Annotated in this window: 14 protein-coding genes; 2 read left to right on the top strand and 12 right to left on the bottom strand. The window is 62.6% G+C overall.

The features are described from left to right. Nucleotide 1: 1 nt before the first annotated feature. From ACVWY6_RS18790 to ACVWY6_RS18750, 9 genes are all read right to left on the bottom strand, one after another. A complete protein-coding gene (locus tag ACVWY6_RS18790; RefSeq protein ID WP_030168365.1) occupies nt 2-781 on the bottom strand; it encodes an SDR family NAD(P)-dependent oxidoreductase in 780 nt (259 codons plus the stop codon). Between the two features lie 43 nt (nt 782-824). Continuing rightward, entirely contained in the window at nt 825-1,862 is a 1,038-nt protein-coding gene (locus ACVWY6_RS18785; RefSeq protein WP_030168362.1) for an ABC transporter substrate-binding protein, read from the bottom strand. 75 nt (nt 1,863-1,937) lie between these two features. Then, nucleotides 1,938-2,630 carry an alpha/beta fold hydrolase gene (locus ACVWY6_RS18780; protein WP_457540105.1) on the bottom strand — a complete coding sequence of 231 codons (693 nt, stop codon included), beginning with the start codon at nt 2,628-2,630 and terminating at the stop codon, nt 1,938-1,940. Nucleotides 2,631-2,772: 142 nt separating this feature from the next. Further along, nucleotides 2,773-4,107 carry an FAD-dependent oxidoreductase gene (locus ACVWY6_RS18775; RefSeq protein ID WP_457540103.1) on the bottom strand — a complete coding sequence of 445 codons (1,335 nt, stop codon included), beginning with the start codon at nt 4,105-4,107 and terminating at the stop codon, nt 2,773-2,775. Nucleotides 4,108-4,154: 47 nt separating this feature from the next. Then, nucleotides 4,155-5,195, bottom strand: a complete 1,041-nt coding sequence (locus tag ACVWY6_RS18770; protein WP_457540102.1) for a substrate-binding domain-containing protein — start codon at nt 5,193-5,195, stop codon at nt 4,155-4,157. Between the two features lie 218 nt (nt 5,196-5,413). Continuing rightward, entirely contained in the window at nt 5,414-6,301 is an 888-nt protein-coding gene (locus tag ACVWY6_RS18765; RefSeq protein WP_457540100.1) for a DUF5996 family protein, read from the bottom strand. 50 nt (nt 6,302-6,351) lie between these two features. Continuing rightward, nucleotides 6,352-6,735, bottom strand: a complete 384-nt coding sequence (locus ACVWY6_RS18760; protein WP_457540098.1) for an ACT domain-containing protein — start codon at nt 6,733-6,735, stop codon at nt 6,352-6,354. 122 nt (nt 6,736-6,857) lie between these two features. Then, nucleotides 6,858-7,247, bottom strand: coding sequence for a hypothetical protein (locus ACVWY6_RS18755; protein ID WP_457540096.1), 390 nt, complete (start codon nt 7,245-7,247; stop codon nt 6,858-6,860). Between the two features lie 46 nt (nt 7,248-7,293). After that, entirely contained in the window at nt 7,294-8,550 is a 1,257-nt protein-coding gene (locus ACVWY6_RS18750) for a DUF1254 domain-containing protein (RefSeq protein ID WP_457540094.1), read from the bottom strand. Nucleotides 8,551-8,820: 270 nt separating this feature from the next. Here ACVWY6_RS18750 and ACVWY6_RS18745 point away from each other — a divergent pair, with 270 nt between their 5' ends. Continuing rightward, complete coding sequence (locus tag ACVWY6_RS18745; protein ID WP_457540092.1) at nt 8,821-9,861, top strand: ABC transporter substrate-binding protein; 1,041 nt, start codon at nt 8,821-8,823, stop codon at nt 9,859-9,861. A gap of 81 nt (nt 9,862-9,942) precedes the next feature. Here the strand turns inward: ACVWY6_RS18745 and ACVWY6_RS18740 are convergent, their stop codons facing one another. Both ACVWY6_RS18740 and ACVWY6_RS18735 read right to left on the bottom strand, forming a co-directional pair. Then, entirely contained in the window at nt 9,943-10,329 is a 387-nt protein-coding gene (locus tag ACVWY6_RS18740) for a DUF202 domain-containing protein (protein ID WP_457540091.1), read from the bottom strand. Then, nucleotides 10,326-10,706, bottom strand: coding sequence for a YidH family protein (locus ACVWY6_RS18735; RefSeq protein WP_457540089.1), 381 nt, complete (start codon nt 10,704-10,706; stop codon nt 10,326-10,328). Before ACVWY6_RS18735 ends, ACVWY6_RS18740 begins: the two co-directional genes overlap by 4 nt. A 92-nt stretch (nt 10,707-10,798) precedes the next feature. Here ACVWY6_RS18735 and ACVWY6_RS18730 point away from each other — a divergent pair, with 92 nt between their 5' ends. Then, nucleotides 10,799-12,100 (top strand): DUF1214 domain-containing protein, encoded by a 1,302-nt coding sequence (locus ACVWY6_RS18730; RefSeq protein ID WP_457540087.1) that lies wholly within the window; start codon nt 10,799-10,801, stop codon nt 12,098-12,100. Here ACVWY6_RS18730 and ACVWY6_RS18725 read toward each other — a convergent pair. After that, on the bottom strand, nt 12,093-12,899 hold the full coding sequence (locus ACVWY6_RS18725; RefSeq protein ID WP_457540085.1) for an amidohydrolase family protein: 807 nt from the start codon (nt 12,897-12,899) through the stop codon (nt 12,093-12,095). The two genes, ACVWY6_RS18730 and ACVWY6_RS18725, sit on opposite strands and share 8 nt — an antisense overlap. Nucleotides 12,900-12,947 lie beyond the last annotated feature (48 nt).

Raw genomic sequence — 12,947 nt, 5'->3', positions numbered from 1 at the left:
CTCATACCTTCTGCGTTGATTTCTTCGGAGTGCGGACACCGGCGGCGGTGCCACCATCCACGAGCATGTCGGTGCCGGTGACGTAACTGCTGTCGTCTCCGGCCAGGAACGCGATGACCTTCGCGACTTCGGCAGGAGTGCCGCGGCGTTGCATCGGGATGCTTTTCACGTAAGCCTCCACGTCGTCGGCCGCAAAGCCCGCCGACGACGTGATCGCGGTGTCGATACTGCCCGGGCATACTGCGTTGACCCGGATCCCGCGGTCTGCGAGTTCGAGCGCTGCCACCTTGGTCAGGGCGCGGACACCGAATTTCGACGCACCGTAGGCCCCGAGTTCGGCGGTCGCGAGTACGCCGCGCAGCGACGCGAGGTTGATGATGGAGCCGCCTTGCGACATCGCCGAGGCGGCTGCCTTGATCCCCAGGAATGTGCCGATCAAGTTGAGATCAATCATCACGCGAAACTGGTCAAGCGAGGTTTCTGCCAGCGGGGCCTTCATTGCCGCGCCGGCGCTGTTGACCAGGACATCAAGGGGCGCCTGACGCGATATCTCGGCAGTCGCTGTAGCCCAATCGATTTCTGAGGTCACGTCGAGATGGAGGTAGTGGGCGTCGGCGCCCAATTCGTCGGCCAGATCCCGGCCCGCCGCGTCGTCGACGTCGGATAGCCAGACGGTTGCCCCTCGCCGCGCGAACTCCCGGGCACACGCACCCCCGATCCCTTTCGACGCGCCGGTGATCAACACGTTGGTCCCGCGGAACTGTGGTGACGAGCTGTTCATGGCGTCCTTTCGACTCGGAATCGGGGGTTCGTGCGGTGTTCGGTCAGCTCTGGAAGAGCTTTTGCCATTCTTCGGAGTATTGCTCGACCTTCTCGGGTGTCAGCTCGGCAATGTCTGGCGACGCGATGTCCTGCGCTCTGGCCACCGCGCCAGGGATGTCCGGCAGCGCAGCGGCGTAGCCCGGGTTCAGCGCTGTCTGACCCTCCGTGGTGACCATGAAGTCGGCGAGTACCTGCGCAGCGTTCGGATGGGGTGCGACGCCGACGACCTGGCTGTACCAGGGTGTGCCCCAAGGGGTCGGGGGAAGCTTCCAGTTGACGGGTGCGCCGGCCTCGACTTCGGTGACCAGTGGTTGCACCGACGGAGAGACCACGACTTCGCCTGAAGTCAACGCCTGCGCCACACCGAGCGCGCTGGGGTACACACGAGGCTCGAGTGCAGCGAGCTGCTCCCAGTAGTCTTCGCCGTAGGTCTTGGCGTAGTAGCGATAAAGGTCGACGTACGAAGCGATCCCGGTCGGATTGACGATGCCGATCTTTCCCTTGTATGCCGGGTTCAAGATGTCCTGCGGTGTATTGAGCCCTCCTGGTACCGCGCCTGTGTTCCAGCCGAGGGCGAACACGGCTGCGCTGGTGAGGAAGAACCGGTCGTTGATGACACTCTTGTCCGGTTCGTAGGCCGGCGCGTCCAGTGCGGGGCCAACGAGATCGGCCGAGTACGAGCCCGAGTCGGCCGCGTTCTGAATCCACGCGGCGTCGGTGAGCATGTGTACGTCGGCGATGCCCTTTCCGGTCTTGTTCTCGGTCTCGATTCGCGGATTGATCTCCGCGTCGGTACCGCGAACGAAATCCATTGCTATGTCCGGGTATTTCGAATTGAACGCCGCTTTGAGCGCCTCGAGGTTCGCCGGCTTCTGGCTGGAGTACAGCATCACGCTGCCCTCCTTGTTGGCGGCCGCGACGACGTCGTCCCAGCTACCCTCCACGGGACCGGAGGAAGACGAGCTACCCCCGCACGCGGCCAGACCGAACGTGGACGCTGCTATGGCAACTGCCGCAATCGCTTTCGAGATGGGTCTCATTGTTAACAATGCTTTCTCTTCCGGACCTCTCGAGCGAGGTTCCCACTGATGGAGGTCGAGCAGTCGAACTGGTTGTCAGCCGATGTGATTCAGCGTCTTCGCGAGTACCTCCGGAATGGAGATCATCGCCATGTGGCCCGACTCGAGGTACAAGGTCTGCCCTCCCACCAGAGCCGCCGACCTGGCTTGAAGCTCTGGGGTGTAGCAGGCGTCCCGGGACAGCCGGATGTAAGTTCGTGGCACATCTTCTTTCAGACCAGAGAGGTCAACCGGCTCGGAGAGCAATGCGGCCGCATCGTCCACCAGTTGGGCAAGCGTCCACTCTGTCTGCTCCTCGGTCATGTCGTTGCACAGCATCCCCGGCACAGCTGCCGGGTTCTGCTGGTACAGGCCCCCATCGATGGATTGCTGAACCGCCTCGCGCACACCGGGATCGATGCCGTCGATCACACGCGTCCCGTCGGCGGGCACCACCGCCGACAAGAAGACGACATGCCTGATCCTGTCGGCCAACTGCGCGAGGACTCGCGGGACGGAGACGCCGGCGAACGAATGTGCGACGACGGTGATGTCCTCCAGGTCGGCGTTGCGGACGTCGTCGATGATCGCTGCCGCGCAGTCGTCGAGGGTCACCGCGCGGAGATCCTGGTCGGCGCGTGTGCCACGACCGGGTAGATCAACGGCGACAACGCGCCCCGCAAGCAGTGGGGCGAGGCGGTCCCAGCACGTCGCGCTCATACCTGCGCCGTGCACCAAGAGGAAGGACATTACTTGCCTTTCACCAAACTGAACTGATGTCAGTTTGAACTTAAACTGCGTGCGCTGTGATGTCAATCACCGACAGGGATTTTATTTGAACTGAATGCACTTCAGTTTCTGCGGTAGTCTGACCAGCACGTACTCGGCTGGGTCATGATCCCGGTGACGCCAACACGGTCTCACCAGCCGCAAGCCCGAACACGAGTGCCGTGGCCAGACCACCCGCGTAAGCGCGGTTCCACAGACCCCCCGTATCCGAACCGGCCGCGAGCAGCCCACCGACAGGTGTGCCGCTCGGGTCGAGCACACGAGCCCGGGCGTCGATATTCACCCCGTAGAAGGGGAACGTGATCGCCGGTGCCGCCTCGATCAGGTAGTACGGCGGTTCGTCGAGAGGCAGTGCGTCGTGCGATCTGCCGGGGATCAGAGGGTCTTGGTTCCTGGCTCGGTTGTTGAAGTCGGCGATCTGCTCGGCGATGGCCAGACCGTCGTAACCCCACTCGTCGGGCAGGTACTCGAATTCCGACAGGTCCTCGGCCACACCCACACGACCACCACGCTTGCTCGCCAAGGTGAACTTGTCGACGGCCACGGCGCCCTCCACGTACGAGGCCACCATCCACTCCCGGTGGACCCGGGCATCGGCAACGAGCAGACCACGGCCGCCCGGTTGTTCCAGCAGGGTCATCGTCGTGAGGTGGTCGCCCAGGGTCTCGTCGACGAAACGGTGGCCGGCAGTGTTGAACAACAGAGCGTGTTCGCTGTAATACAACGACAGGTCAACGAAGTCGCCGGAGTCTCTGAACTCGACACCGGCCGGGATCAGATGTCCGTAGAACCCCGCGCCGTCGGCACCCGTTGCGGCGCCGATCTGCTGCGCCAGACGCAGGCCGGCGCCAACACTGTTGGGGTTTGATCTCAGCGGCATACTGCCGGCCTCCGGGTGGACATACCTTGCCAGGAGGTCTTTGCTGCCCTGGAACCCACCGGTGGCCAGCAGCGTGTTCTTCGTCCGAATGTCCGCCGCGCCGCCTGGACCGCGCACTCGTATGCCGACGACCTGGCCCCCCTCGGTCAGCAGCTCCTCGGTCTCGGTGCGCAGCAACAGTTTCCCCCCGTTCTCGAGCACAAGCCGTTTACACGTGTCGAGGTAGTGATTGGTGTCGAACTTGTGCCCCTGACCGAAACCGAGAATCGGTTGTGCTGGACCGACCGTCACGCCGACGGAGCGGATCCAGTCGACGCCCCCGGCGAATCCGTCGACGAGTGCTTCACGCAAAGCCTGATCGCCATGCGGATTGTGTCGCGCCATGACCTCTCGGTCGGGCGCGGTCCAGGCGTAACCGGCAAACCTGGCCGATCCACCGACGTCGTCACCGACTTCAACGACAGTCACCGACTTTCCCGCGAGGGCGACTCTGGCCGCCGCGGTCAGCCCCGCCATCCCCGCGCCGATCACCAGCAGGTCACAAGAGGTCCCTGGCATCGATCAAAGTCCTTCCGGTGAAGCTCATGTGGGAACCTAGGTGCGCACTAGCCGAGGAATGATTTTTCCCACTGCTCCTGGAACTGGGCGATCTTTTCCGGCGACAGTGCCGCGATGTCGGGGAGAGGGATGTCCTGGGCCCGTGCCACCGAGTCGGGTATGTCTGGCAGAGCACTGCCGTAACCGAATGACAGCGCCGTCTGCCCCTCGACCGTCACCATGAAGTCCGCCAGCACCTGGGCGGCATTGGGGTGCGGCGCCGACGAGAGCACGTGCGAGTACCAGGGTGTGCCCCACGCGGGATCGGGCAGCGCCCAGTTCACCGGCGCACCGGCAGCCACCTCGCGCAACAGCGGCTGGACCATCGGCGTGGCAGAGATCTCGCCTGAACTCAAGGCCTGCGCGATACCCAGTGCGCTCGGGTACACCCGAGGATCCATCTGAGCGAGTCGCTGGTTGAAATCATCCGGCCCCCAGTTCTTCTCGAAGAACTGATATTCGTCGACCACGGCCGCAAAGCCGGCGGGGTTGACCACGCCGATCCGTCCTTTGAGCGCCGGGGCGAACAGATCGTCCGGCGATGCGAGGCCGCCCGGCAGCGCATTGGTGTTCCAGCCGAGTGCGAAGACTGCTGCGCTCGTCAAGAAGAAGCGGTCGTTGATTACGCTCCGGTCTCGTTCGTACTCCGGGTTGTCGAATGCCGGTCCCACGATCTCGGTGGAGTACGAACCCGAGTCGGCCGCATTGGTGATCCACGCCGGATCCGACACCATGTGGACATCCGCGGTCCCTTTGCCGGTCCGATTCTCGGTCTCCACACGCGGGTTCATCTCCACGTCGGTGCCACGCACGAACTCCAGGGCGATGTCCGGATACTTCTGCTGGAAAGCGACTTTGAGCTTCTCGAGGTTCTCGGGATGCTGTGTCGAATAGAGCACCACCGATCCCTCCTCCTTCGCCGCGGCGACGACCTCGTCCCAATTCCCTTCAACAGGTCCGGATGGAGACGAGCCGCCACAAGCCGAGGCGAACATGGTCAGCGTCGCGCCCAACGCGACAGCCACCACTTTGAGTGTTCTCAAGGTCATACCCTTCGTCGGAAACTGAACCGATCTTGGTTCAGGAGCTTAGGGCCGTGCTTGAGGTGATGTCAATCACTCATCGGGTTCCGGCAATCTGGGCGCAGGGTGGCGCGGCGGCATCCCCTCCGGCTTCGTGTACTTCCTCCGGTTGCAGTCGGAGGGAGTGGTCCAAACCGGAGGGAGTGCACTGCTCAGGAAGAGGCAGGCGGCAGGCCGCTCACCTTCTACGTCCAGCCCGCCGTTTCCGCCGCCGCCTGATGGGTTTGCTCGAGGAACTTCAGAACCATGGCTTCGGGATCGGGTGACTGACGCACGAGATGGTACGGAAGCACATACTCCCCCAGCGCGGCGTCCCAGGACGCAGGAGCTTCGACGGCCGGATGGGTGTCGTATCCGTCGGGGTGGGGGTACGCGTAGGCGTAGAAGACGCCTTCCTCGGCACCCCCGGGCCAATAGCCCGCGCTCGAGACCTCGTCACTGTAAGCCTCGTGCATGACCCAGTCGGGGCAGTTCGGAATGCCGCCAGGATGCCTGGGGGCCGGTCGTCCCGAGAACCGCGTGACGGCGAGATCGAATGCACCCCAAAAGAAATGGACAGGTGACGACTTTCCCCGAAACTCACGACGGAACCTCGACAAGACACCATGCGCACTGACCAGCGACCGCCAGAAGCGAGACATGGCGTCCGCGTCGTACGACGCATGCACGGTGTCCTCAGCGAACGGAGTCGCATCAGGCAGTTCGACGGGGGTGCCGACCAGCTTGACGTCGAAACCGAGAGCGTCGAGGTGACCGATGTACTCGGCGTAGAAGTCGGCGACGGTCCGCGGTTCGAGCTTCATCCGGCGGGTGCTGCCGTCGGTGACCAGGAACAGCAACTCGTGCTCGATGAAGTCGAAGCGAATCTCGAGGCCGCGGTTACCGACGACCATCAGCGACGTGGTGAGTCCGCGCGCGTCCACGTACAGCGCGACGCCCCACCAGTGGTTGAGTTTCGGCCCGAGAGCCATCCGGGTCTTGCCGACGATCTGGGTCCACAGCTGAACGGTGTCCCTGGTGTCGATCCACGAGTCCACCGGCAAGGCGGGCCAAGAGTCGTCTCTGGTGCTCATGGGCCCATGATTCCCGAAGCTCACGCGACTCGCGCAACCGGGATGAAGGTCTACACCGAGACGATGTGCCCGACCGATCGGAGTGCAGCGCAGGCATTGCCCAGCTGAACGCCCGGGACCAGAACAACATCTGCGACGGCCGTGGAAACAACAAAGATCGGACAACCCGACGCCGACAGCGGCGCAGCAATCGACACCGTCATCCCAGGCTCATCGAGCCCGTGTGCCGATCCACCCGAGTAGAAGGCGAGCCAGCGATCTGCCTCGTCCGGTTCAGCTCGGCGAACCCGTGTTGTCCCCTCAGGAGACGTTGCCACCATCAGGCCGTCAGGCGCACCAGGCATTTCGACACCCGGCGGCGTGTGCTCGATCTTGAACTCGCCGTCGAGTAGCGCGATGCGCTGCGGAACTATGTCAATGGTCAACGACGTCACGACAACACCGTAACCAACCACCTGAGGGCGGCGTGGACGCGAGAAGTCCGACACCGACGAACTCTCGACGATCGCGCGCCGACCCTCGAGGCGCTCCGATGCTGAAACAGTGGCCTACCGAGTCAGCTCTCGGAGTCGTAACGGGTGCAGATTTCGATCGCCTCATCCAGTGCGCCGGCGCTACCCATGGCGTCTTCGAGTTCGGAGCGTTCCAGGATCACCGGGACCGGCTCAGCGGCTACGGTCACCGTGATCGTCATGCTGAATGGGCGGCGTGCGAGCCGGTTCACCAATCCGACAGGAATACCGAGGTCGCGCGCCACCTGCTTCTGGGTGCCCGGGGATTGTGTCAGTCGACGTTTGATCTCGACCTGCCAGACGAAATCCTGAACCGCCTCTCTGCGAACCGCATCCGAGGGAACCGAGGGGCGAGCCAGGCTCGCGATGTCGGCGCGTGGGCCGAGCTTGTTGAGTTGGCGCCGTTGTCTCCAACGCCGAAACCGCGTCTGCATCGGACCAGAGTAGGACTCACTTCCGTCCTCTGGGTTGCGATGTCCGCTATGAGTAGATTTGAACCGGACGCACTGGAGGCGGCGTCCACGCCTCCGACAAGGCTTCCTCACGTGGCTGGTAAATCCTCAAGACCAGAAAGAACTTGCCGGCAGGGCTGGGAAGCCAGTCCTCGTGGGTTCCGGCGGGCGGTCGCTGCCTACTGATGTAGATCGCACGCGATAGCAGGCGGTCGGCTCCCCCATGGCCCGTGGCGGACCCAACCGAATGTTTGTGTTCCGGAGCGTCATAGAGCCAACCACTGTCTGCCTCGTAGAGAGTGATGCTCCAAAATGCTTTTGCCGGAGGCGGTTCTGTGATCTCGATTCGGTAGACCCCAATCGATCCGTCCAGTGCCCCGCCCCCGGAGTCGACGTAGGTGTTGTAGGAGCAGTTCTCTTCGACGACGTTTGCGCCCAGGCCCACGAAGTTCATGACCGCGCGCGCAAGGAAGTTGGTGCCGTGCGCGCCTTTGTCGAGTACGCGTGTCCAACCAACCGGGAGTCGCCTACCCAGTAGCGGGCGCGACTGTTCGATCATCGTCATCGCGCTCGCAAAGCCATCCAGGGCACCTTCCGCGACTGCGGGGCCCAAAGTTTCCGGATCGCAACCGAATTGGCCTCCGACACCCAGGAGCCGGAACTGCGACGCGAGGCTGTAGTCCTCGACGGGGACCCCGTTGATGCGCAACGATGCATCGAGCGCTACCAAGAACGGTTTCCAGGCGGACTCCACCTCGTGCTGAGACACCACCGGCCACGTTCGTGATTCCTCGCTCGCGCCGGAAATGGTCACCGAGTCCTGCAGTTCGTGCACGACGGGCAGATCGGCCTTCCCGAACACCTGAATTCTCATCAGTAGCCACATCATTGGTGTTGCCACCCGGAAGACCTCCGCACCATGGGGCGGGAGGCCCTCCCAGTCCGTGGTTGCGACGAGGACCCGTCGAGGGGTGTTCGGATGAGTTCGGTGGCTGATGTTGCTCGCGTTGCTGTACGCGTCGAGAAAGTTCAGGGTGTAGTAACGGCCGTCGAACCGGGGGAGCTCGAGCACTACCGGACCGTCGGTGAGGTCGATCCAGGCGTTCGAGTACAGCGTGTCCACGTTCGGCACCCGAAACGGCTGGTACCCGGCACCGGCGATGTCGCGCTCGTGGGTGAGAAGGTTGAGCCTCCAGGCTCCGCGACCGCCTTCTGGAGCGCAGGCTGCACACATGCTCGCGTACTGGTACACCGACGGAAGCCCGTACATCACTGCCAGCTGCATCAAAGACGAAGCCAAGGCTGTCTTCGACTTGTCGCCTAGCGGCACAATATCTTTCGCAGTAGACGAGGACAGCTGGTCCGCGCGCATGGGGTGGTACCGGGCGAAACCTGCACGACCACGGTCACTGCCTTCTTCACTCACGATGCGCAACCCCCTTCCCCGAAGCGAGTCGCCATTCCGCCATGCGTCCGCCGATACAACGTGATTGACATCACCCGATCTTAGGTGGTGAACTGATCTCAGTTCAAGTACCAAAGGAGAACCCAGACCATGAACAAACGTGGATTACGCGCAGCCTGTTTGGGCGCAGCCCTTGTACTGGGCACGGTGATCACCGCCTGCGGGGGCGGTTCGGGAAACACGGCGTCGGTCGAAGGCAATTGGGACGAAGTCGTTGCCGCCGCGAAGAAGGAAGGTTCCGTGATGCTCTACTCGAGTCAGAACATCGCGATACTCGAGAGTCTGAAAGAAGCTTGGAGCAAACAGTATCCAGAGATCAAGCTCGAGTTCGTCCGGGGAACGGATGCAGACCTGAACCCCCGCATCGAGACCGAGAACCGGACAGGAAAGGGAACTGCCGACGTTCATGTCGTCACCGATACGGCTTGGATTGCCGCGGCATCTGACTCCGGCGCCTACTCCCAGGACCTTCGCGGGCCCAGCTTCGGCAATCCCGAGTATCAGCCCGAGGCAAGCATCAAGAACGGCAAGTTCTTCCTCGACGTGGCGGCAACCTTCGGCATGGGCTGGAACACCAACACGGTTCCCGAGGGCTTGTCGAACCCCGCGGATGTCCTGAACCCCGAGTATGCGGGCAAGATCGGAATCGTCAACCCCGTCGGAATCGCCTCATACGTGGACCTTTACGACTTTTACACCAAGAACTTCGGCGCCGACTACGAGAAGAAGCTGGCGGCTCTCGAACCGAGAATCTACCCGAGTGCACTCGGTGTTGCACAGGCGCTCACCTCCGGCGAGATCGTGGTCGCCCCGATGGTGCAACCGCTGATACGCGAGGTCGCGTCTGGCGCCCCGGTCAACTGGGCCCTTCCGAAGCCTTCATGGGGGACACCGTTCTTCGGCCACGTGACCTCCGTCGCCACACATCCCAACGCGGCACAGGTACTTGCGGACTTCATGGTCAGCCGCGAGGGTCAAACCGCACAAGCCATCGGTGTGGCGACCGCCCTCCCGGGCATTCCCGGGGCGACCGCGGACGCACATTCCATTCAGACCCCCGATCCCGGCCAGTTGACGCCGCAGTACGTCGACAAGAAATCCCAGGAATGGGAGCAGCTCTTCACTCGCTGAGCACGACGACCGGTCGCCGCGTATCTCACATCGCGTGAGATATGCGGCGGCACAGTGCATTCGCGGTAAGAATGCCTTGGATCACCGAAGTGGGCTCATCGACATCGCCACGACGAGCGCTGTCAGCCCCATCAGCGACACGATCACGGTCAGCATAAGCATGGGCACCCCGGCACTGTGGGTCAGATGAACTCGGCCCGTCTGCAATATGGCCAGGTCTCGGTGAGTCGATGCCGGCCGGCACATGCAGCGAACGAAAAGCGCTGCGGCACTGAGCGCGATGACACTTTCCAATGCGACGAGTAGCCACTGGTTGGTCATCGCGCTGAATCTGATGCCGACCACCGCGATGACAACCAACGCGCAACTGGTTCGCTGCCACGACAGCGCCGTACGCTCCATCTGCAGCCCGCCATCAAGGAGCACCACTCGTTCGGCAGCCGGTGAATGCCCTGGCGCGTCCGTCATATCAGCACCGACCACAGCACGAGGACAGCCGCGACCGACAGGACCAATGCGAGCGGCGCAGCAAACCGGGGCGACGGCAGCGAACCTTCGCTTCGCAAGCTGCTCTCGGTTCGCGCCCACGACCACCACGCTTGCAGTGGCAACAGGATCGATGCGCCGATCATCAACACCGACGCAGCGGTACTCGGAATCGATCCCCTGCCAACCCCGAACGCCTGTAGCGCAACCCCAGCCGCCATGAGCGCCAGGGACGTTCGTATCCAAGCGAGGTAGGTTCGTTCGTTCGCGAGGCTGAATCGAGCATCCGGCTCACTGCCCCGCTCGTACACCCACCGCGGGAATCGTCTCTGTTGGCCACCTTTCTTCCCGTATTGCACGTCGCCTCCACCTCGGTAGAACGGCCCCGATCATCACGGGCCCACTCGCTATACTCTAGTTGAGTTCAGTTCAATTATGAAGGCGGGAAGTAATGCAGCAACACCAAGCCTCCCTGGCCGATGTCGCTCGCGATTTGCAGATCTGGGGGTTCCCGGTGGTGTTTGCCCAACGCCTCAGGCTGCGGTTCACTCTGCCTTTGGACCCGGAGGCCCCCCGGTCTGCGACCTCAGCTGGGGCTCGCCTCAACAACCTCGGCCACCAACGACGACTTTCGGACCCCACGCTGACCGCGGGAGTGGCACCGAACGTCGACACGCTCTACTCGCTGGCGTTCCTGGATCTCGATCAGGGAGAGTTCGAGCTTCGCCTCCCTGATTTCGCAGATCGGTACTACAGCGTGCAGATCGGTGAAGCCGATTCATCCACCACAGCTGTTCTCGGACAACGCAATGTCGGACCGACGCTGCCGCGTCTGTTCATCCGGCGGTACAACTCCGGCGCACACGACTCGGCTGCCGGTGAGATCATCGAATGCCGATCCCGTTTTGTCATGGTGGCCATCCGGATACTCGTGGATCCATCCGATCCCGACGACGTGGCGCTCGTCATGGGTCTCCAAGACGAGATCGAGCTAGTCGGCCCACCGAGCCCACCCGTGGAGACGGCAGCGGATGCGGTTCGCCTGGCGAGTCGTAATCGTGAGGCCGAGGTGAGCGAACCCGAGTCCTTCGTCCACTCCGTAGGCCACGCCATCGACGGGCTTGCCGCTGACGACATCCCGTCGTGGGTCGCTTCGGCCCATCATCGGCTACAGGAAGCGATCACGGACACGGCCGACCCCCCGGTTCGCGACTCGATCGCAAGCGGATTGGCGCAGGGGATGAGCGACATCGCGAGTCATGTCAAGACATTGGGCCGCGCCGTCAACGGCTGGGCAATCAACGACGTTGGTACAGCCTTTGGAGAGAACTATCTCCTTCGCGCGGCGGTTGCATACTCCCAGATCTTCATCAACCCGGCGGCCGAAGCCCTCTACCCGGTGTGCGAGGTCGACGACACCCAGAGCCAGCTCAATGGAGCCCACGCCTACACACTGACCTTTGCCAACGGTGATCGCCCGCCCGCCGCCTTCTTCTGGTCGCTGACCGTGTACCACTCGAAAGGTCTTCTCTACGAGAACGAGATCAGCCGTTACGCGATCACCGATCGAACCCCCGGCTTACAGATCGGTCCTGATGGATCACTGACGATCCACCTCCAGAACAAGGCACCTTCAGAGGGGCGCTCATCCAATTGGCTTCCCTGTCCCCCAGGCGATTTCCGTCTCATGTTGCGGCTGTACGGACCGACCAACCCAGGCTGGAACCCACCAGTGGTGAAAAATGTCAACTGAACCACAATTCGCCAGCGGTATCTGTTGCAACGGCTTGGGCGACCGACCCAGGAAGAGCCCTCAGTAGCTGGTCGATTTGCGTAGCGCGATCCGAGATGGTGTTCGGGTCGGCCACGCTGTCCGAACCGACAACGATCCGGTCAGCGAACTTACATATCAAGGTGCGCCAGTCGGGATGCACGCCGCCGTCGCCGTGGACCACAGAATCAAGAAGAATCCACGACAATTCAACAGTCAGATTGTGGTGCCGAGACAAGAGGCTCTCGACGAGCTCGATCTGGCCATCGGGATGCACTCGACGCGAGACCCCCGCGTGGCACCACACGATGCGGGTGGTGCGGTGTCGCCGTATCGCGTTCTCGAACGGTTCGACGTACTCCTGCTCAGATGGCCGCCCCGCCGAGCTGGAATCGTGGTGCACCGAGATGGGAACCTTCTTATCGTCGCAAAAGCCGAAGACGTTGTCCATGGCCAGGTGGTCCGCGACAGGGGTTTCGCCCCGCGACAGGTTGGTCAGGTCGTCGTGCCGAAGCAACACCTCCCCGATGCCGGCCCATCGGTCAGACCTGGCCCACACTGCTTCGAGATGGTCGACCGCCAAACGGTCTGTCGGATCAAAACCGCAGATGAGCGGCGCCACAGTGAAACCGGGCGCCTCATCGAAAGTCGCAAGAGAGTCAAGTACGAGCACGTCGGTCAGCGAATGGTAGTGACACGGCGCATTGTCATCGAGGTAGTAACTGGGCTTGAGAGGTTCGGCAGTCGACCACTTCTTCTTCACCGGCAAACCAAAGACCACGGCACGTTCAGCACCACTGTCTCGGAGAGACCTGATCAACCCGGCACA

It is taken from the genome of Williamsia sp. R60 (assembly GCF_054063855.1).
The sequence above is the reverse complement of the archived record's forward strand: the minus strand, read 5'-3'. Positions and strand labels throughout refer to the sequence as shown.